Origin of the sequence: Streptomyces pathocidini, assembly GCF_001418495.1 — a bacterium.
GTDB lineage: Bacteria > Actinomycetota > Actinomycetes > Streptomycetales > Streptomycetaceae > Streptomyces > Streptomyces pathocidini.
In genome coordinates this window covers 1-20,823 of record NZ_LIQY01000079.1, presented here as the reverse complement: position 1 = coordinate 20,823, position 20,823 = coordinate 1, and the positions used below count along the sequence as shown (strand labels likewise).

At 67.5% G+C, this 20,823-nt stretch carries 16 protein-coding genes; 12 read left to right on the top strand and 4 right to left on the bottom strand.

Annotation, left to right across the window (positions count from 1 at the left end; genetic code table 11):
• Nucleotides 1-822, top strand: a complete 822-nt coding sequence (locus tag AOK16_RS05185; RefSeq protein ID WP_079101078.1) for a DUF3159 domain-containing protein — start codon at nucleotides 1-3, stop codon at nucleotides 820-822.
• A gap of 55 nt (nucleotides 823-877) precedes the next feature.
• On the opposite strand, the gene AOK16_RS05180 is transcribed toward AOK16_RS05185, so the two are convergent.
• Together AOK16_RS05180 and AOK16_RS05175 are read right to left on the bottom strand one after the other, a co-directional pair.
• Entirely contained in the window at nucleotides 878-1,555 is a 678-nt protein-coding gene (locus AOK16_RS05180; RefSeq protein ID WP_055471028.1) for a potassium channel family protein, read from the bottom strand.
• A complete protein-coding gene (locus AOK16_RS05175; RefSeq protein ID WP_055471027.1) occupies nucleotides 1,552-2,220 on the bottom strand; it encodes a potassium channel family protein in 669 nt (222 codons plus the stop codon). Before AOK16_RS05175 ends, AOK16_RS05180 begins: the two co-directional genes overlap by 4 nt.
• Nucleotides 2,221-2,405: 185 nt before the next feature.
• Between AOK16_RS05175 and AOK16_RS05170 the strand changes: the two genes are divergently transcribed.
• From AOK16_RS05170 to AOK16_RS05130, 8 genes are all read left to right on the top strand, one after another.
• Nucleotides 2,406-4,460, top strand: coding sequence for an APC family permease (locus AOK16_RS05170; RefSeq protein ID WP_055471026.1), 2,055 nt, complete (start codon nucleotides 2,406-2,408; stop codon nucleotides 4,458-4,460).
• A gap of 318 nt (nucleotides 4,461-4,778) precedes the next feature.
• Nucleotides 4,779-6,116 carry a class I SAM-dependent RNA methyltransferase gene (locus AOK16_RS05165; protein ID WP_055471025.1) on the top strand — a complete coding sequence of 446 codons (1,338 nt, stop codon included), beginning with the start codon at nucleotides 4,779-4,781 and terminating at the stop codon, nucleotides 6,114-6,116.
• A gap of 889 nt (nucleotides 6,117-7,005) precedes the next feature.
• Nucleotides 7,006-7,635, top strand: coding sequence for a restriction endonuclease (locus AOK16_RS05155; protein ID WP_157859112.1), 630 nt, complete (start codon nucleotides 7,006-7,008; stop codon nucleotides 7,633-7,635).
• Between the two features lie 64 nt (nucleotides 7,636-7,699).
• Nucleotides 7,700-8,095 (top strand): effector-associated constant component EACC1, encoded by a 396-nt coding sequence (locus AOK16_RS05150; protein ID WP_055471022.1) that lies wholly within the window; start codon nucleotides 7,700-7,702, stop codon nucleotides 8,093-8,095.
• The gene (locus AOK16_RS05145; RefSeq protein WP_055471021.1) at nucleotides 8,092-11,790 is read left to right on the top strand and encodes a caspase, EACC1-associated type; all 3,699 of its coding nucleotides are present in this window, start codon (nucleotides 8,092-8,094) and stop codon (nucleotides 11,788-11,790) included. Before AOK16_RS05150 ends, AOK16_RS05145 begins: the two co-directional genes overlap by 4 nt.
• 182 nt (nucleotides 11,791-11,972) lie before the next feature.
• Nucleotides 11,973-12,809, top strand: coding sequence for a vWA domain-containing protein (locus AOK16_RS05140; RefSeq protein WP_055471020.1), 837 nt, complete (start codon nucleotides 11,973-11,975; stop codon nucleotides 12,807-12,809).
• Nucleotides 12,810-12,922: 113 nt separating this feature from the next.
• A complete protein-coding gene (locus tag AOK16_RS05135) occupies nucleotides 12,923-13,654 on the top strand; it encodes a hypothetical protein (protein WP_240483382.1) in 732 nt (243 codons plus the stop codon).
• 2 nt (nucleotides 13,655-13,656) lie between these two features.
• Nucleotides 13,657-15,837 (top strand): AarF/UbiB family protein, encoded by a 2,181-nt coding sequence (locus tag AOK16_RS05130; protein ID WP_240483380.1) that lies wholly within the window; start codon nucleotides 13,657-13,659, stop codon nucleotides 15,835-15,837.
• A gap of 301 nt (nucleotides 15,838-16,138) precedes the next feature.
• On the opposite strand, the gene AOK16_RS05125 is transcribed toward AOK16_RS05130, so the two are convergent.
• Both AOK16_RS05125 and AOK16_RS05120 read right to left on the bottom strand, forming a co-directional pair.
• On the bottom strand, nucleotides 16,139-16,807 hold the full coding sequence (locus tag AOK16_RS05125; RefSeq protein ID WP_205627631.1) for a nucleotidyl transferase AbiEii/AbiGii toxin family protein: 669 nt from the start codon (nucleotides 16,805-16,807) through the stop codon (nucleotides 16,139-16,141).
• 5 nt (nucleotides 16,808-16,812) lie between these two features.
• Nucleotides 16,813-17,205: a hypothetical protein gene (locus AOK16_RS05120; protein ID WP_055471016.1), complete on the bottom strand. Its 393-nt coding sequence runs from the start codon at nucleotides 17,203-17,205 to the stop codon at nucleotides 16,813-16,815.
• 1,646 nt (nucleotides 17,206-18,851) lie between these two features.
• Here AOK16_RS05120 and AOK16_RS05110 point away from each other — a divergent pair.
• From AOK16_RS05110 to AOK16_RS27020, 3 genes are all read left to right on the top strand, one after another.
• Entirely contained in the window at nucleotides 18,852-19,769 is a 918-nt protein-coding gene (locus tag AOK16_RS05110; RefSeq protein ID WP_079101075.1) for a glycosyltransferase family 8 protein, read from the top strand.
• 24 nt (nucleotides 19,770-19,793) lie between these two features.
• Entirely contained in the window at nucleotides 19,794-20,045 is a 252-nt protein-coding gene (locus AOK16_RS05105; RefSeq protein ID WP_055471013.1) for an acyl carrier protein, read from the top strand.
• Nucleotides 20,046-20,050: 5 nt separating this feature from the next.
• On the top strand, nucleotides 20,051-20,823 hold a 773-nt coding region (locus tag AOK16_RS27020; protein WP_169790861.1), incomplete at its 3' end, for a Gfo/Idh/MocA family protein.

Genomic DNA, 20,823 nt, shown 5'->3' with positions numbered 1-20,823 from the left:
GTGACCTCTCCGGACAACACGACCCCGCCCACCGCTTCCGAGGACGCGGCCGCCGAAGGGTCCAGGGCCGTCACCGAGGCGGCCCTCTTCGAGGCCTTCGGCGGGGTGCGCGGCCTGGTGGAGACCACCGTGCCGGGCCTGGTCTTCATCCTGATCTACACGATCAACAAGGACATCCACTTCTCGGCCATCGCCGCGCTCGTGCTCTCCGTGGCGCTGGGCGTGGCCCGGCTGGTGCGCAAGGACACCCTCAAGCACGCCTTCAGCGGCGTCTTCGGGGTGGCCTTCGGCGTGGTCTTCGCGATGATGACCGGCAACGCCAAGGACTTCTACCTGCCGGGGATGCTCTACACGCTCGGCCTCGCGCTGGCCTACACCGTGACCGCGGCCGCGGGCGTCCCGCTGCTCGGCCTGATCCTCGGGCCGGTCTTCAAGGAGAACCTCTCCTGGCGCACCCGCAACCCCGGCCGCAAGCGCGCCTACACCAGGGCCAGTTACGCGTGGGGGCTGATCCTGCTCGCCAAGTCGGCGATCCTCTTCCCGTTGTACTGGTGGGCCGACACCACCCAGCTCGGCTGGGTCCTCATCGCCCTGAAGATCCCGCCGTTCCTGCTGGCCGTCTACCTGACCTGGATCTTCCTGGCCAAGGCGCCGCCGCCGATCGACGTCTTCGCCGAGATGGAGGCGGCGGAGAAGGCGCGTGAGCGCGCGGACGCCGGGGAGCCCGTGCCGGAGCGGGTGGCCGAAGGACTCGCGGAGGGCGTCACCGCGGAGGCCGTCGCCGAGCGGCGGCACGAGGCCCCCGACCACCGCGGCCGCTGACCACACAACGGGCCGGGCCCCTGGNNCCAGGGGCCCGGCCCGTTGTTCCGTCCCGCTAGTCGGCCGCAGGCTCCTGGCGGACCGACAACAGGTCCTCCAGCTGCTCCTCGCGGGCCTGGGCGGCGACGAACAGCAGCTCGTCACCGGCCTCCAGGGAGTCCTCGCGGTTCGGGGTCAGCACCCGGTTCCCGCGGATGATCGTGACCAGCGAGGTGTCCTCGGGCCAGTCCACGTCGCCGACCCGGGTCCCGGCGAGGGCCGACTCCGGCGGCAGCGTCAGCTCGACCAGGTTCGCGTCGCCGTGGCTGAAGCGCAGCAGCCGTACGAGGTCGCCGACGCTCACCGCCTCCTCGACCAGCGCCGACATCAGACGCGGGGTGGACACCGCGACGTCCACGCCCCAGGACTCGTTGAACAGCCACTCGTTCTTCGGGTTGTTCACCCGGGCCACCACGCGCGGAACCCCGTACTCCGTCTTGGCCAGCAGGGAGACGACCAGGTTCACCTTGTCGTCGCCGGTCGCCGCGATGACCACGTTGCAGCGCTGCAGCGCCGCCTCGTCGAGCGAGGTGATCTCGCAGGCGTCCGCCAGCAGCCACTCGGCCTGCGGCACCCGCTCCACCGAGATCGCGGTCGGCGCCTTGTCGACCAGCAGCACCTCGTGCCCGTTCTCCAGCAGCTCGCCCGCGATCGAGCGCCCGACGGCGCCCGCGCCCGCAATCGCCACTCTCATTGCTGCGCCTCCTCGGGCCCCTCGGCGAAGGCCGCCTCGACCTTCTCGACCTCGTTGCTGCGCATCATCACGTGCACGAGGTCGCCCTCCTGCAGGACCGTCTGCGAGGTCGGCAGCATCGCCTCGCCCAGCCGGGTGAGGAAGGCCACACGCACGCCCGTCTCGTCCTGCATCTTGCTGACCTTCTCGCCGACCCAGGCCGGGGAGGCGTGCACCTCGGCCAGCTCGACCGCGCCGCTCGGGTCGCGCCACAGTGGCTCGGCGCCGGACGGCAGCAGCCGGCGCAGCATCTGGTCCGCGGTCCATCGCACGGTGGCCACCGTCGGGATGCCGAGGCGCTGGTAGACCTCGGCCCGGCGCGGGTCGTAGATGCGGGCCGCGACGTTCTCGACGCCGAACATCTCGCGCGCCACCCGGGCCGCGATGATGTTGGAGTTGTCGCCGCTGCTGACCGCGGCGAACGCCCCGGCCTCCTCGATGCCCGCCTCGCGCAGAGTGTCCTGGTCGAACCCGATTCCCGTGACCCGGCGGCCGCCGAATCCGGAGCCGAGACGGCGGAAGGCCGTGGGGTCGCGGTCGACGACCGCGACCGTGTGCCCCTGTTGTTCAAGGCTCTGCGCCAGGGCGGATCCGACCCGGCCGCAGCCCATGATCACGATGTGCATGAGGTCTTACCCCGCGCCTTCCCCTACTGCTGTGACCTGCGCAAACACCGTCCATCATCCTTCCGTTCGGCAGGTGGGGGCAACCGCTCGGCCCCGACCGTCGCCGGTAACGCTACCCGCGATCTCCGAATCCGGGTCCCTGGGTGGGTGGGCCTTCTTCATACGAACCCCTTACGATCCTCTGCGTGTCCAAACTGACCGACCTGCCCAAACGGATTCTCATCGGCAGGGCCCTGCGCAGCACGCAGCTGGGGGAAACGCTTCTTCCCAAGCGGATCGCACTGCCCGTCTTCGCCTCCGACCCGCTGTCCTCCGTCGCCTACGCGCCGGGGGAGGTGCTGCTCGTCCTCTCCATCGCGGGGGTGTCGGCGTACAGCTTCAGTCCGTGGATCGCGGTCGCCGTCGTGGTGCTGATGTTCACCGTCGTCGCCTCGTACCGGCAGAACGTGCACGCGTACCCGAGCGGCGGCGGCGACTACGAGGTCGCCAACACCAACCTCGGCCCCCGGGCCGGGCTCACGGTCGCCAGCGCCCTGCTGGTCGACTACGTGCTCACGGTCGCGGTGTCGATCTCCTCCGGCGTGGAGAACCTCGGCTCCGCGGTCCCGTTCTTCGTCGAGCACAAGGTCCTCTGCGCGATCGGCATCATCGTGCTGCTGACGCTCATGAACCTGCGCGGCGTACGGGAGTCCGGCAAGCTCTTTGCCATCCCCACCTACGTGTTCGTGGCCGGCGTCTTTGCCATGATCGCCTGGGGCTCCTACCGCGGCCTCGTCCGCGGCGACGAGATGAGCGCCCCCACCGCGGACTTCGAGATCCAGGCCGAGCAGACCGGGATCGCCGGCTTCGCCCTGGTCTTCCTGCTGCTGCGGGCCTTCTCCTCCGGCTGCGCGGCGCTCACCGGCGTCGAGGCGATCAGTAACGGCGTCCCCGCCTTCCGCAAGCCCAAGAGCCGCAACGCCGCCACGACCCTGCTGCTCATGGGCGGCCTGGCGGTCACCATGTTCTGCGGCATCATCGGCCTCGCCCTGGTCACCGGCGTCAAGATGGCCGAGAACCCGGCGCACGACCTGCTCGACAACGGCAGCCCGGTGGGCGCCGGTTATGTGCAGAACCCGGTCATCTCGCAGGTCGCCGCGGCCGTCTTCGGCGACGGCACGTTCTTCTTCGTGCTGCTGGCCGCGGCGACCGCGCTGGTGCTCTTCCTCGCGGCCAACACCGCGTACAACGGCTTCCCGCTGCTCGGCTCGATCCTCGCCCAGGACCGCTACCTGCCGCGCCAGCTGCACACCCGCGGCGACCGGCTCGCCTTCTCCAACGGCATCGTGCTGCTGGCCGCCGCCGCCGTGCTGCTGGTGTGGATCTACGGCGCCGACTCCACCAAGCTGATCCAGCTCTACATCGTCGGCGTCTTCGTCTCCTTCACGCTCAGCCAGATCGGCATGGTGCGGCACTGGAACCGGCACCTGCGCACCGAGACCGCCCCGGCCGCCCGCCGGCGCATGATCCGCTCCCGCGCCATCAACGCGTTCGGCGCCTTCTTCACCGGGCTCGTGCTGGTCGTCGTGCTGCTCACCAAGTTCAGCCACGGCGCGTGGGTGGCCCTGCTCGGCATGGTCATCTTCTACGTGATCATGAGCGCGATCCGCCGCCACTACGACCGGGTGGCCGAGGAGATCGCGGCCCCCGACGAGCCCGGCGACGAGGCGGTCCGCCCCTCCCGCGTCCACTCCATCGTGCTGGTCTCCAAGGTCCACCGGCCCACCCTGCGCGCCCTCGCCTACGCGAAGCTGATGCGCTCGGACCGGCTGGAGGCCCTCACCATCGGCGTCGACCCGGCCGAGACCAAGGCGCTGCAGGCGGAGTGGGAGCGGCGCTCGGTCGACGTACCGCTGAAGGTCCTCGACTCGCCCTTCCGCGAGATCACCCGCCCCGTCATCGACTACGTGAAGCGCCTGCGCCGGGAGAGCCCCCGCGATGTGGTCAGCGTCTACATCCCCGAGTACGTGGTGGGCCACTGGTACGAGCACCTGCTGCACAACCAGAGCGCGCTGCGGCTCAAGGGGCGGCTGTTGTTCACCCCGGGCGTGATGGTGACCTCCGTGCCGTACCAGCTGGAGTCCTCGGAGCTCGCGAAGCAGCGGGCCCGCAAGCGCGAGGAGTGGAACGCGCCGGGCGCGGTGCGGCGGGGCCCGGTGGGCCCGCCGGCCCAGCGGGACCGGGCGCCGGCGCGAAAGTAGTGCGTGGGGGTGTGGGGGATTACGGGGTGATCGCGGGGTTGCGCGGGCCGCGGTCTGCAGGCGCTTGGACGCGAGCTCGGTCGTCCGCCGGGGCGACGTAGACTGGACGGCTGCTGTCGCTGACAGTTCGGCGGCTTGCCGTAAAGCGCGGCGGACCGCCGTACGACCGCGCGGCGGCCTGCCGTAAACCACATGGCGGTCCGTCGTGAGCGCGGCAGCCCGCTGTGACAGCGTGGCAGCCTGCCGTCGCCCGTCGCCCGTCGCCCGTCGCCCGTCGCCCGTCGCCCCGTCCCCGCCTCAGCTCAGGAGCACCCCGCCGTGTCCACAGAATCCCCCCAGCCGACCGCCTCGCTGGTCGGTGCGGAGTACGAGGTCGAGGTCGGGCCCGTAGCCCACGGCGGGCACTGCATCGCCCGTACGCCGGAGGGCCGGGTGCTGTTCGTCCGGCACACGCTGCCCGGGGAGCGTGTGGTGGCCCGGGTCACCGAGGGCGGCGAGGACTCCCGCTTCCTGCGCGCGGACGCGGTGACGGTGCTGGACGCCTCGCCGGACCGGGTCGAGGCGCCGTGCCCGTTCTCCGGCCCCGGCAAGTGCGGCGGCTGCGACTGGCAGCACGTATCGCCGGGCGGCCAGCGCCGCCTCAAGGTCGCGGTCATCACCGAGCAGTTGAGCCGGCTCGCGGGGCTGACCCCCGAGGAGGCGGGCTGGGACGGAACGGTCGAGCCCGCGCCCGGCGACAAGGTCGCCAAGGGCGAGGTCCCGGCCTGGCGCACGCGCGTGCAGTACGCGGTGGACGCCGAGGGGCACGCGGGCCTGCGCAAGCACCGCTCGCACGAGGTCCAGCCGATCGACCGCTGCCTCATCGCCGCGCCCGGCGTCAGTGAACTGGGCGTCGAGAAGCGGGAGTGGCAGCAGATCGCCTCGGTCGAGGCCGTGGCCGCCTCCGGTTCGCACGACCGGCAGGTGATCCTGACCCCGCGCCCGGGTGGACGGCTGCCGATCGTCGAACTCGACAAGCCGGTGTCGGTGATGCGGGTGGACGAGAAGACCGGGGGAGTGCACCGCGTACACGGCCGCCCGTTCGTCCGCGAACGGGCCATCGGCCGTACGTGGCGCGTGGGTTCGGGCGGCTTCTGGCAGGTGCACCCGAGGGCGGCCGACCTGCTGGTCGAGGCCGTGATGCAGGGCCTGATGCCCAAGCCGGGCCAGACAGCCCTCGATCTGTACTGCGGCGTGGGCCTGTTCGCGGGCGCGCTGGCCGAACGGGTCGGCGAGAAGGGCGCGGTGCTCGGCATCGAGTCGGGCAAGCGGGCCGTGGAGGACGCGCGGCACAACCTGGAGGACCTGGAGCGGGTCCGGATCGAGCACGGCAAGGTCGAGCAGGTCCTGCCGCGCACCGGCATCACCGAGGCCGACCTGATCGTCCTCGACCCGCCCCGCGCGGGCGCGGGCCGCCAGTTGATCGCCCACCTCGCCACCCTCGGCGCCCGCCGCATCGCCTATGTGGCCTGCGACCCGGCGGCCCTCGCCCGAGACCTGGCGTACTTCCGCGAAGCCGGCTACACCCCACGACGCCTGCGAGCCTTCGACCTGTTCCCGATGACGCACCATGTGGAGTGCGTCGCGATCCTGGAGCCGGTTCGGGAAGGCGTCTGACCTGCGGGTTTGTGGCGGTCGCCGTCCGCTTCACCTGTTTCCGGCCGTCCAACAAGTGAAACGCGAGGTGGTCGGCCATACACACCTGACCTGCGGATCCATTGGGGGCCGATGGCGGCGGCGCAAGCCGTGGCTGCACACCCCTCAGGTTCTTGACGCTCGTGTGACGCTCGTTCTGAAAGCCCATCACATTGGGCGGGCGGGGTTCAGGTCCCTGTGTGGCTCGGCTGATACGGATCCGTGGTTGTCGGGGCGTCCGGCGCCATCAGCGGGATCGGCCGCATTGTGGTCGACGTGATTCGGTCCAGTTGCCGCTCGTGTGGATCGCGAGGTGCTATGCGCCAACGCGAGACGCTCGGGCGGCGTGACCCTTCCCAGACTGTCACACTGCGTGACATCTTCATCAGGCTGTACGTCTCCCTCGTCCTGGCGGCTGAGGGCGAGCACCCATCCGGGAGCCGCAACCGTCGGCGCGAGGGCGCAGGGGTACACGAGGAAAGGGCGTCAACACCCTGCGCCCTGCTTCTCAGATGGTTCGGCCGAAGAGGTACTGGTCGAGACGGAAGCTTTCTCGATACTCATAAAGGCTTGGTCGGGGAACGGGGGATCCGATGCTGCTTGTCATGGCGTTACTCGTGGTCGGCGGGGTCACGCTGGTGTCGCGTTGCGGGGGGCCGACAACGTTCCACCGGCCGTGTCGCCGCAGGCGCAGGGGGCTGTTCGCGCGCTGCCGAGACCATGCCTTCACTTTGGTCACGATCACCGACCTGGCGGGACTTGCGTTGTTCGGTCTTGCATTCGGTATGTGGGCGCTCTTCGGGCCGGTCATCTGATGCGGCGCCGGCGGAGCCAAGGAGGATGGGCTGCGGTTCCCTGGTGGGTGTGGGGCGTGGCCGCCCTGGCCGGGGTCAGCGGTCTGTGGCAGGTGGCCTGGCAGTGGCCGGTGTGGACAGGCATCGTGCTGACCACCGTGGCAGTGGGGCTGGGCCTGAAACCGGGGCGGCTGGCCGCACTGAGATGGGCCGGCCGCTCGGCGCTTCCCGTGGGACCCGTGCGCTATTCGCTGGCCCATCTCGATGCCCTGGACCCCCAGGAGTTTGAGCTGGCGGTCTGCTGCTTGCTGCGTCGGGACGGGCTGACCGCGGAACATGTGGGCAAAGCGGGGGACAAGGGCGCCGACGTACTTGTCGTCGATCATTCGCAACGGCGGGTCGTCGTGCAGTGCAAGCGGCTGCGACCGGACCGAAGGGTCGGGGACCAGGATGTTCAGCGGGTCAATGGAACGTACCGCCACGACCATGGCGCCCACTTCGCCGTGATCGTCACCACCGGGGGTTTTACGGCAGCGGCGCGAGCCAGCGGCCCCCGCTATGGGATTCACCTGGTGGACCGGGACGCCCTGGAGAGATGGGCGGACCTGGGTGAGCCGCTGTATGGGATCCTGCGAGTTCCGGGCGAGGGCGCAAGGCGCAGGCGTTGGGCACCAGATCACGGGGGACAGGACGAATCGCTAGGGTGACGGCGAATCAGCGGTGCCTGTAACTCTTTTTTATTACCGGCAAGTTGGCAGTACGAGGGGGAAGATGTCCGACCAGATCGAGTCTGTGCGGATCCAGGTGTTCGGCGCCGACCCGCGGCATGCGGAGCTCGAAGCGAAGGAGCTCCGTGAGGTGCTGAACCGGCTGGACGGCGCAGAAGTGCGCTTCGCCCCGCCTGAAGCGCCGCGAGCTACGGAGGGTGCGAAAGGGCCGGCACTGCTGACCCCGGAGGTCGTGCTCATCCTCACCACAGGCACCCTCGCGCTGGCGAGGACCGCCATTAAAGCGTGGGTCGAGGTCCGGAAGAGCCGCAGCGTGCGCGTGGTGCATTCCGACGGAACAGTCACGGAGTTCCAGGGCGGAGTGTCCGGGCGTGAGGTGAAGGCACTGCGCGACGGCCGGGACGACAGGCCGGAGACCGGCCCGGGGGACGCCCGATGAGCCGCAAACATGCCTTGCTCGTGGGGACCGCTACCTATGAGGACGTAGCCTTCCCCGCTCTGCCCTCCGTGCGCGCAGACGTTCACTACCTGAGCCAGGTGCTGGAGATGCCGGCGGTCGGAGGGTACGAGGCGTGCGTTCGGATCGAGGACTCGTCGAAGGAGGCGATCAAGCAGGCCGTCGAACGGTTTCTGAGGGAACGCGAGCCGGACGAACTGGTCGTGCTTTATCTCAGCGGCCACGGGGCGTACGACCGTGAGGACGGTCAGCTGTACTACGTCACCACGGACACCGAGGCCGATCGGATACAGCAGACCGCCCTCGAAGCCTCTTTCGTGACCGACCAGTTGGAGAAATGTGCGGCTCGGCGCAAAGTCCTGTTACTCGACTGCTGTTTCAGCGGCAGCGCAGTGCAGGGCTTCCGCAGCAAGGGGGCCTCACAGTCGGCCACTGCACCGGTCGTCGAGGCCGGTGGAGTGCACGTCATCACCGCGTCACAGCACTGGGAGCAGGCATTCACCACTGACGCGGACCAACCCTCGCAGTTCACCAGAGCGATCGTCGAAGGTCTGCACTCCGGACAGGCGGACTTGGACGGTGACGGACAGGTCTCCGCGAACGATCTGTTTCGGCACATCAGCCGTGACCTGCAGAAAGCACCCGACGGACGCCGGCAGACGCCGACCCAGTCCAGTCTTCACGTGACCGGCGACATCTATCTCGCCCGTGCCGCCGTCGGCCGTCAGATACCCGCCCTCAAGCCGCTGCCTGCCGGGCACACCGCAGTGACCGACGGAGCCGGTGGGGTGACTCCCGCACCAGTCAAGGCCACCCAGGCGGTACACGACGACTCCGCCTTCACGGACGTCGAATGGGCACAGTTGCTGACGTACTACCAGCACTGTCTGGAGGCGGAGAACGCCACCGACGAACTGCTGCCACTGGTGGGAAGCGATCCTCCACGCGCGGTCTGGCCAGCCGGGGAGGAAGTCCTGCTCTCTGGCACGGAAACCACGGTTCAAGCGTCGGAACGTGTCGTGGACCTCGCCGAGCGTGCCCTCAAGGACGGCGCCGACCTCTGGTACGGATACCCCGTCGCCGTCCTCTACGACGGCAAGCGGCAGGTGTGCGCGCCGCTCGCCATGCGTCAGATCGAGATCGAACGCGGTCCGCAGGGACGCAGCGTGGTCACACCCACAGGACCGATCGCCCTACATCCCAAACTCGTCCTCGACCGGCTGGGCAAGGACGAGGGTAAAGAACTGCTCGCCGCCTACCAGCCCAACTGGCGGCCTGGATTCCGGGAGGACATGGTCCGTGACCTGCGCAGTCTGCTGCAGGAGCTGGGACTGCCCGACACGGAGCACCTCGATCCCGGATCGCTCGGCGACGGCAGCTCGCTGTACGCCGCGCATGAGGGCGTCCGCAATGTGGCGGTCGTCTTCGCCGCACGGTCGGACGCTGCGGTCACCGCACAGCTGATGAAGGACTACAGAACGCTGCAAAAGAGCGTGGGGCAGTTCGCAGGCACCGCGCTCGGATCATTTACTGCGCCGGCGGCATCAGGAGCGGACGAGAGCGCCGAGCAAGAGGTACAGGTTGTCGCTCCCCTGGAACTGAACGAAGGACAGCAAGCGGTCATCCGGGCTGCCATGGTCCGCAAGCTCACGGTTGCCACCGGGCCGCCCGGCACCGGGAAGAGCCAGCTCATCGTCAACGCGGTCGCCACGGCCAGAGCGGCCGGCCAGACCGTGCTCGTCGCCTCGACCAACAACAAGGCGGTGGACGAGGTCTGGGAGCGTTGTGAAGCCCTGGCTCCGGGGCTTCTCGTACGGACGGGCAACCAGACAGCCGTCGAGGATGAGTTGCGGACGCTGGAGCAGCTCACCCGCAGCGTCCGGCCCCACCAGTCTTCCCAGATGTACCGGGGCGAACTGCGGAACCACCTTCGGGGGCAGGAGGCGCTACGTCGTCAACTCGCGCTGGTCGCCCGTCGGGAACGGGAGCTGGCCGACCTCGGCCGGCTGCGCTTCTCCTACGCCGAACGACACCATGGCGACCCTCGGACGCTTGCCGCAGCCCTGGGCGACGATGTTTCCCTCAGCCGGTGGCTGCGCCGGGCTCGGACGGCGGTCCGCCTCGGGATCTTCGGAGGTTGGCTGCGGGGCCGATGCCTGCGCGGTCTCGCCCCGCTATCCGTACAGGTTGCAGGGCGCCAAGACTTCGCCGACCTGCTGTCTTTCGCGGAAGCCGAAGCCGCCTGGCGACGGAAGAGCACCGAAGCCGATGCGGCACCGGACGACGCCCAACTCCTCACGATGCTCCGGGAGACCGATCGACAGGTTCGAGAGACGTCGGCAGCACTGCTGCAGGCGTCGGTGGCGGAGCAGGCAATGACCGCCCGTGCGGCCATCCACGACCGCATCGAAGCCGTGAAGTCCCGATCACCGCGGCAGTGGTCGTCCTTGGAACGGATCCTGCCGCAGGTGTCCGGCTGGGCCGTCACCGCGAGGTCCCCACGACGGTTCCGGGACCGCGCCGCCCTCTTCGACCTGGTCATCGTCGATGAGGCGAGCCAGTGCTCCACGCCGGATGTGCTGCCACTGCTCTTCCGCGCACGGCGGGCCCTCGTGATCGGGGACCCCATGCAGTTGCAGCACATCACCACACTTCAGCCCCGGCAGGAGGCGGAGTCACACCGTGGGGCGGGGCTGCGGGCGAGCTGGCTCGACGAGCACCGGTTCGAGCACCGCCGCTACTCCGCGTTCCACGCGGCTGCCCGTGCAACAGGGGAAACCCTGCTGCTCGACGAGCACTTCCGCTGCCATCCGGACATTATCGGCATTTCCAACCGGCATTGTTACGGTGACCGGCTGACTGTTCTCACTGAGCCGCGGTCGCTGCGACGCCTCGACGGAGTCGACGCGGTGCAGTGGCTCGATGTGGTGGGAACGGCGCGCAGAGGCAGCAACGGGTCGTGGGTGAACGAGGAAGAGGCAGAGCGCGTTCATCTTTCCGTGGAGCGGTTGCTGATGCGGCTGCCTGGAGGTTCGACGGTGGGGGTGGTCACTCCTTTCCGCGCCCAGAAAAACCTGATCGCCGAGCGCTGGAAGCACGAGAAGCGCGTACGGGTCGGCACGGTGCACACGTTTCAGGGAGGACAGCAGGACGTGATCCTGTTGTCCCTGGTCGCGGGTGCGAGAATGCGCCCCAGCGCGGTCAACTGGCTCTGTCGCGAGGTCAATCTGTGGAACGTTGCCGTCACCCGCGCCCGTTCGCATCTCATCGTGTTCGGCGACCGCGACTTCTGGTCGGTTCGGGCGGGCATGCCGCATGCACTGCTGGACGCGGCTGAGGCCAAAGCCCCGCTGCCTCCGCTCGGTACAAACTCCGGGCAGCGGGACGAACTTGTTGGCGACCGGCTTCAACTCATGCTGGCGGACGCGATTTCCGGAGTCCTGCTCGACAGGAACGTCACGGCTGACGGCTACCCCTACGACTTCGACGTCCGCCGAGGCACGGGCACTGCACAGGTCCGGCTGGACCACGGGGCGTACTCCGACATGGAGGACGCACGCCACTTGAGGCTCGCCCTCAGCCACACGGCCCTGCTGCCGAACGGCGTGCGGCTGCCTGCCTGGCATGTGTGGGCCGATCGAGCGGAGCGAGTGACGGCGCGGCTCGATGGCCGGTGAGGAGGACCGAAGCACAGGATCTGGTCGAGGGCATTGAGTGCGCCCCAAACGCCAAGGTCCTCGCATTACCATAAGTCCGGGGGATCTCGGTGATTTGGCCTGCGTGCCGGTGACCGGCACGTCAGCATGCCCTACGAGCTTCTCCGACGACCGACTTCTTCACAGTCCGCCAGGAGCCCAACGTGCCGTATACGGCAGAGATCAGCCGCAGCAATCCGACGAGCATCATCTTCCTCGTCGATCAGTCGACCTCCATGAGCGATCCCATCGGTGGAGAAGTACCCCAGCAGAAGGCTGATGTCGTTGCCGACGCCATCAACCGGCTCCTCACTGAACTCTCGGTCAAGTGTGCAAAGGAAGAAGGCGTACGCGACTACTTCCACGTCGCGGTCATCGGTTACGGCGCCACCGTCGGCTCGGCGTTCGCGGGATCGCTCGCCGGCCGGGACATCGTCCCTCTCAGTGAGGTGGCGGACAATCCGGCCCGCGTCGACGAGCGAAGCAAGAAGGTGCCGGACGGTGCCGGCGGCCTGGTGGAGACTGTGGTCAACTTCCCGCTGTGGATGGACCCGGTCGCCCACGGCGGGACCCCGATGAACCGCGCGCTTCAGTACGCTGAGAGCCTCGTCGCGGCGTGGACCGAGCGCTACCCGGCCAGCTTCCCGCCCATCGTCATCAACCTGACGGACGGCGAGTCGACCGACGGCGACCCCACCGCGGCCGCCGAGGCCATCACCTCGCACGCTACGGCCGACGGAGCGGCGCTGCTGTTCAATCTGCACGTGTCTGCCGCAGGCGGAACCCCCACCGCTTTCCCCGACACGGCCGACGGCCTCCCGGACAGCTACGCCCAGACACTGTTCGCCATGTCGAGTCCGCTGCCCAGCCACATGCGTTCGTACGCCGCCTCACAGGGGCAGCGGGTCAGCGAGACCACCCGTGGCTTCGTCTACAACGCGGACGTCACCACGGTCGTGCAGTTCCTCGACATCGGCACCCGAGCCACCGAACTGCGGTGACGACGTCCACCTCATGCGTGTACGTCACGCACCTCGTGGCCCCTAAGCACGGAAGCACGGAGGCGGAATGCGAAGACGCCGTCGCCGTGCTTCCCGGCCGTCCACACGACTACATGGTGCAGGAGCCGCTCACCGCGGGCGTCTGCGACGGTGCGACGGAGAGCGCACTGGCCAAGGACTGGGCCCGTCTGCTGTCCCGCGCGGCGGCCGAACATGCCATGAGGCTGCCGGACCTGCTGGCGGGCGGCACCGCCTTCGAGGAGTTCGCTGCGGCGGCGGTGGCCCAGTGGGATCCCTGGCTCGTGCAGTACACGCAGACGCGCCATGCGGAAGGGCGTCCGTTGAAGTGGTACGAGCACACCAAGCTCGCAGAGGGCGCCTACGCGACCCTGCTCACGGTGCGCGTCGACCCGGACTCCGATGCCCACCCCGACACGAGTGAACCGGCCTGGCGATGGCGCGCTGCCGCCCTGGGGGACAGTTGCCTGTTCCACCTGCACGACGACCGGCTGGTACAGGCGTTCCCGGTGGCGGCCATCGAGGAGTTCGGCACAACTCCCGACCTCTTCGGCAGCCGTAACCACGACGTGGCTTTGCTAGCCCGCCGCACGCGGTTCACCGAAGGGTGGTGTCAGCCCGGCGACCGGCTGCTCCTGATGACCGACGCCCTGGCCGCATGGCTTTTGTCGGTCCCGGACCAGGACGATGCCGTAAGCCAGTTGCTGGAGTTCGCCGGGCCCGACGACCTGGGCGGATTCAAGAACTGGCTGAACGGTCTGCGGGACCGCCGACAACTGCGCAACGACGACGTAGCGCTCGTACGGATCGATTTTGAGGGGCGTTGAACGTGGGCTCGGCCACCGGTCCGCAGCGGCAGTTTCCCAGCGGCGCTGATTACGCGGAGGCGCTGCAGCACACGCAGCTGTGTTTCCGGCACCCCGAACTCAAAGGCGCACGGCCGGAACTGACCAAGCTCGGTCTGCCTCGCGCCATCTCCGGCGCCTTCGCGAGCGTCTTCTCACTGACCTCGGCCTCCTCAGGCCAGCGGTACGCGATCAAATGCTTCACCCGTCACGTCCCGGACCAGGAACGCCGTTACGAGTCCATCAGCTCCCGACTCGCGCAGCTGGACCCGGCCGAACTCTCGCAACCGTGGAATCTCGGATTCGAGTATTTGCCCGACGCCATCAGCGTCGGGAGCCATCGCTATCCCGTCCTGAAGATGGAATGGGTCGAGGCCGTCACCCTGTCCTCCTGGCTCGACGACAACCACACCCACCGGTTCGCCGTCGACCGCCTGGCTGACCGGTTCGAGGCTCTGACCCGTGATCTGGCCACCCACGAGATAGCCCACGGTGACCTCCAGCACGGCAACCTGCTCGTCGCGAGCGATGACACGTTGCGTCTGGTCGACTACGACGGAATGTACGTCCCGGCGTTGGCCGGCATGGGCGGCACTGAGCGGGGACACCGCAACTACCAGTCGCCCATCCGGGGGAATGATGACTTCGGGGCGGCGCTGGACCGGTTCTCCGCTTGGGTCATCTTCTTGTCGCTCAAGGCAATTGCCTCCGACCCAGCCCTGTGGAATCGGCTGCACGAGCCAAGCGGTGAGTTCCTGCTGCTCACCGAGGACGATTTCAAGAATCCGGGCGGTTCCACGAGACTGCAGACGCTGCTGGCCCATCCCGACCGGACGGTGAGCGGCCTCGCCGACCAGGTGCGGTCCTTGGCCTTCCAGCCGTTGGACGTGCTACCTCCGCTCGCCGCAGCCGTGCCCAGACAACGGGCCGCCGCGACGACAAGCTCAGCGGTATCGGGCGGTGGCACAGCGGCCGCCCCTGGTACAGGTGGACTGCCCGGATGGATGACCGGCCACGTCTCTCCGCAAGCCACGCCGACGCCTAACGTGCCCTCGGCCACTGCACCGGACGGCTTCCACACGAGGACACCGCTGGATATCGCCATAGCCGTGCTCTTGCCGCTCATGCTGGTCGCAGCGGTCGTGATGTTCGTCGCGGGGTTCTCGGCGCCACCGATCGGGCCGGGAGCGCCCATTGTGGCTGCCATCGCGCTCACCACGTTCGCCAGAAGCCGTCGCTCGGAGCGGGCACAGTCACGGGCCGCCCTCGCAGAGCTGACGAATGAACTTGCCCAGCTCGATGACCCGGTCAAGGCCGCCGAGAAGCAACGCAAGGACCAGGCGAAGTTCGACGAGGCGGAAGCCAAGCGGGCCGCTGCCTACCCGCGAGCCCAGGGCAAGGTCACAGCCCGATACCACGCCGAGCTCAAGGAGGCCGAGAAGCGCAAGGTCCGCAAGCAGCGCGACATCGACAAGAAGATCGACGGACTCTCGGAAGAACTCTGTAGGGCCCTGGCCAAGGCACTCACCGACAAGCAGTCCGCGTACGTGCGGGATCACCTCAGCCGTCGGCTGATCGCTCAGTCCCCGCCGCACGGCATCGGACCGAAACTCGCCGCGCGGCTGGCGGCGGCGGGTATCCGTACGGCAGCCGACTTCACGGGCTACCGGTCCGTGCAGAACACCCAGTACAACAGCACCGGCGCTGTGCTCGTGCTGAGCAGCGGCCGTGTCATCGACGTCCACGGCATCGGCGAGGCCAAGGCCATCGCCCTCGATGTCTGGCGCAAGGACCTGGTCGCCTCCGCCAAAGCCCGGCAACCGACCGCCCTCAGCGCGTCGGAGCGGCAGTCGATCGAACAGGGCATCGCCAGCCGTCGGGCCCAGCTCACCGCCCAGCGCAAGGCTGTGGAGTCCGAGATCGAAGCGCTGCGTGTGAAGGCACGGAAGCAGATGGAGGACGATCAGAAGCGGCTCACCCGAGAGAACTCGCTTGCGGGCGATCAAGCCCGACAGCAGCGGCAGGAGTTCAGCCGGCGTACGGTCGCACTCCAGCAGAACAGCGCGCTCCACGGAACACTGAGCGCCTCCGTCGAGGCTGCCAGGCTCCGGCAGCGGGGACTGTCGTTCGGGTGCTACTTGCGGTTTCTCTACATCGGTCGCTGACGTCCGGTTCGGCTGCTGGGGACAGCAGTGTGAAGGGGTGGATTTCGGCATAGGACGCTGCGGCTGCGACTGGCCGAACCCACCAGGCACGACCTCGTCCACGTCACCGCGCTGATCAAGACCCGCCGCAGACGGATGCGGAACCCGCCCGACCTCTTTGGCGGTCTCGTTGCCAAGGCCAGATCGGACTCGCCCCGAGCCTCCGCAACCCAGTCGCTGACCACTTCTATAGGTCAGGCAGGGGACGCACAAGAGTCGGCTCTGGTTGATCGTTCACAGCTACGATCTTCCCACGGCGTGATCAGTCGTTGTCCGGAGCATCGCCCTCTTCGAGGAGACGGGCCGCGAGGTCGTCGGCCCATTCCACGGCCCAGGAGCGGAGAGCGGTGATCGTGGTGTCGTCGAGCCCGTAGGCGGCGAAGGCTTCGTCGTCGGCCCACTCGGCTCCGGCGAGGTTCGCCTGCAGATCTTCGCGCTCGAAGCGGCCGCGGGCGTGGCGGCGGCCGAATTCTTCGAGATCGGCAGTGCTCCAGTGGCGGGAGGCTGCGAACACGTCGATCAAGTCACGAGGCGCGCCGCGGTCGGCGAGGGCGCGGACCTTGGTTCCGATCACGTCCTCCTCCGCGAGGACAGGTCCGTACGGGCTCTGGGCGACCGGCCGCCAGAAGATCTCCTTGAGGATGTCGACCTCGCAGTCCTTCCCGGTGGCCGGGTCGGTCACGGAGAAGCGGGCGGAAAGCGGGGCGGTCTCCAGCGCGTGCACCTTCCAGCCGCGAGCTTCCAGGCCGTCGCGGAGCGTGGCCGCGATGTCGGCCATGGGCGCCGGGTTCTCTGTGGCGACGTCGAGGTCCTGGCTGGGGCGGCTCACCAGGCGGTGCGCCCGGACGGCGTAGCCGCCGGTGAGGACGAGGGGGTACGGGGAGCCGAGGGCGATCACATCCGCCAGGAGCCGTGTGTGCAGCTCCGGCATGTCCGTCACGCGGCTGCCTGGGTGCGGGAGGCGAGCTGAGGGAAGGCGTCTTCCCATACCGTGCGCACAGTGCGGCCGACGAGGGTGCGCAGCACCGGCCACAGATCGAGGAGCAGGTCCCGGTCGAGGTAGCGGGGCAGGTCCTCGCGTAGCCCCTCGTGCAGGACGGTGCGGTACAGGCCCATACGCTGGCGCGGCTTGCCCAGGTCGTACGAGGTCATCCCGGACCAGGCCATGTGCAGCGGCAGCTCGACAACCCCCTGGGTCGGGCCGTGCAACGCGTCCAGCGACTCCGGCAGACGGCACCGGAACTTCTCCCGGTACAACGCGAGGTCCTCGGCGTCCGAGCCCGAGAGGTTCCTCGGCTCGGGTGAGGGGTGGTGCGGGCTGGAGGGCATGCCCCCATTATGGCCGCCGGAGAGTCGTGCGGGTCCCGATGCGTGGTCGGCATCCGGAGCGAGCGGGGGCGGATCCCTCGGGGGCGAGCTGGTTGCCGCAGTCTGCCCCGCCCTGAGCAGGGAGGACTCTCGGCCACTCGTGCGCTACAACCTTGTGGAGAGCTTCCCAGGCAGTCATTTCAGGTGGGTCCTGATACTCGGGTTTCATGCTGTTCCTGGCTTCGGGGGCGGCGCGCGCTCGCGCGGCCCTGGCCAGCGTCGGCGCGCTGGACCTCGGCATCACCCTCGACCACGCCCACTGCCGCTTCCGCGTGTCGGCAACGTACCTCCCGCTGCCGCCCGTAGCGCGAACGGCGGCAGCTGGCACATGCAGACCCGTGACGCTCGTTTGACGCTCGGGCCTGGAATCAGCGCACTCGCAGAGTCGGTAAACCGCCTCTGACCAGCACCTCCCCAGCGGTATGCCTCCTGCGACGTGTAAACGATGACGCACCACGTGGAGTGCGTCGCCATCCTTGAGCCTGCTAAAAAGGGTCGCTGACCTGGGTTTTGATCAGTATGCGGTGTGTGCGGGACGGGCGATATCCCGACGCGCATTCGACGCACGCACGGCCATTCCGACGCACGCTTGACGCATGTTCCGATGGGGCACCAGACCCTCGATTCCCCAGGTGACGGTGTGTTGAGTGTGCCTGCGGGGCCTCGTCTTCACCGCCTCTTGGGGAAGTTGTGCTCGATATGCCCCGATTTGGAGTCAGTACAAGTGGGGTCTGTAGGGGCTCCAATGGCCGAGGAGGGGCTTGATGTCGTCGCCGCTGGGCTTCGTGGCGCGACCTACGGTCTCGGCGTCTCCCCTGCCGGCATCCTGCGCGGCGGTGCAGATGATCCTGGTCAACCCGTGAAGCCCCAGGCTGCACGGTATTTGCGTTTCGCGCGCTCGTTCCCGCCCGGGACTACACCTATACCTGACGCAGGGTAATTCGACTCGGGGCCTGACTTTCATCCTGCACTGGCATCGCGGAGGCTCGTGGCCCTCTTGCAGGGCCGCGACGAACGAAACCGCGAGAGGGGGTCGAGTGACAGTCCACTCGCGGCGCGACCGTGGTTCGCACACCCGATGTGGAGCAAATCGGGTAATTGCACCTAAGTTGGGTCCGATCTTGAGGGATAGTGTCTGTTTGCGGCCAGGTTCAATCAACTTCGAGCATCTAGAGGGTTGACGGTGAAAGATCACGACGGCTACGTTCTCGTCACCTCTTCTCAATGGATTGGGCCAGCGATGGTCGTGGCCATGCGTCGGACTTGGCGTGCAACCCAAAAGGATGGCCGCCATTAGCAAATGCCAGGAAAGGAATTTTCTGGAGAGAGTGCAAGGCGTGAGTAAGGGTGACGTGACTGGCCATTTGTTCTTTGCTGCCGGATCCGTGCTTCGGAGGGGCCCGGCCCCTTGGGGGTGCATCGGAGAGTGGGGCGAAGGGGCTGAGCATTCTCCGCTGTCTGCACGCACGAGCATCGCGTCTGTTTCTTTAGTCGATTCATTCCGCGAGAAACTCTTGACATCGTTGTCGGGTGCATAGCAGGATCGGTATCGGAAACGCCGAGGCGAGATCTCGCCGAAGCGTTCTTCTTTGAGTATCGGAGCGGCGATGTATTCACTCTCGGTAGGTTTGGATCCCGAAACTGCAGACGCGTACCCGCCGCTTGTTTTTGCGATCGATAAGGAATTTTGCCTCCCGTTGGTCGTTGCGTGGCAATCCCTATGTGATTCGAACGAAGGGCTCGCGTCGACACTGAGTATCCAGGTGCTGAACGAGGGTCTGCCCGAAGGGTGCGCGGATTACCTGCTCTGGCATGCAGATCGCCTGGGATTGAATGTTCAGCTCAAGCCGGTAACGCTCGCGGATATCAGATATCCGGTAGCATTTGGCGGCGTTCACGCCAATTACTTGCGCCTCATGATCCCTGAGCTCCTGGAGGGATTGGGGACGGTCCTCTACCTGGATGCTGACATCCTGATCACAGGTGACTTGCGGCCGCTGCTGAAGACCGAATTGCATGGCGCACCGATCGCCGCGGTACGCGACCCTGTCAACCCGGCCTACCGGTACGGGCGGGCATTGCCGGGCTGGTCCAGACTTGGTCTTCCCGCAGAGCGCGAATACTTCAACAGTGGCGTCCTCCTCATCGACACGTCCGTATGTGTCGCGGAGGGGACTTTCCGAAGGGCGCTGACGTTCATCGCTGAACACCCGGAGCATATCCGGCTCTGGGATCAGGACGCCCTCAACTGGGCGGTTGCCGACCGATGGGAGAGGCTCGCCGCACAGTGGAACGCATTCCCCATGTCCTCTCTGCTCAGCACCCGGTGGATCAACTACACAGCTGAAGAACTCGTCCCGCTCTCTCAACTTCTGGCCGTGGAGAACGACGCAGCCATTATTCACTACGCCACACCGGCCAAGCCCTGGAAAGGGCTGCTGCCGGCTGGTGGTGCGGACTCGCTCTATCAGCATTACTTGCGTGCCGTGCGGGCGACCGATTTCCCAGAGCCTGTCGGTGCGTAAACAGTAAATTATTGGAGAGTGGAAATGACTGACCGTCAGAAGATCGTCGACTCCGTTGCGAATCGCCTCCGTGAGGTCGTCCCCGAGATCCGTGAGGGGAGCCCCGGCGAGGGGAAGGACCTTCGGGAGTACGCCACGTTTGACTCACTCGGCATCCTCGAAGTTCTCGTCTGGCTCGAGGGAGAGTTCGGTGTATCCATACCGGACGAGGAGTTGATGGTTGAGAACTTCAATTCCATCGGGAAGATGGTTGACTACGTCCTGGCCAATCGGTAGTCCACATGACCGCCACGTCGATGTTCGACCGCCTGGATGCTGATCGACCGCTCAAGGTCGTCGTGGCAGGCGCAGGTGCCATGGGAACGGCATGGGCGCGAGCTGTCGGAGCCAACCCACGATTTGAGCTTTCTGCAATCGTCGATGCGGACGAGCGTCGCGCCAAGGCGCTGGCGATCAGACTCAGGGCCCCCGGCCTGCCCGTCACCGCGTCCGTTGCGGACTTGGCGGGAGTCTCCGTGGACATCTGTATCAACGCGACGCCGCCGACCGAGCATTTCGGTGTCATTGATGCGGCGCTTGAGGCGGATCTTGCGGTGCTTTCCGAGAAGCCGTTCACGGGAAACCTCAAGGAAGCAGGGCTCCTGGCGGGTAAAGCTCGCGCACTCGGCAAACTGTTGATGGTCAGTCAGTCGCGGCGCTACCAGCCGGGACTTGAGAGGTTCCGCGCCGGAGTTCGACGACTGGGAGGGCTGTACAGCCTGCACACGTCGTTCAGCCGCTTGTATCCCGGTACCGGTTTCCGGGCCCGGCTGGCGCAACCCCTGCTGACCGATATGGCGGTACACGCTTTCGACGCGGCCCGTTATGTAACCGGGGCCGCGCCCGTCGAGGTCTACTGCGACACCGTTCGGCGCTCGGGGAGTGGTTATGAAGGACCCGCGGAGGCGTCTGCTGTCTTCGAGATGAGTGATGGTCTTCGCTTCCACTACTCGGGATCCTGGTGCGCACCGGGACTGCCCACCCCATGGGGCGGACGGTGGCGGGCGGTGGGGAC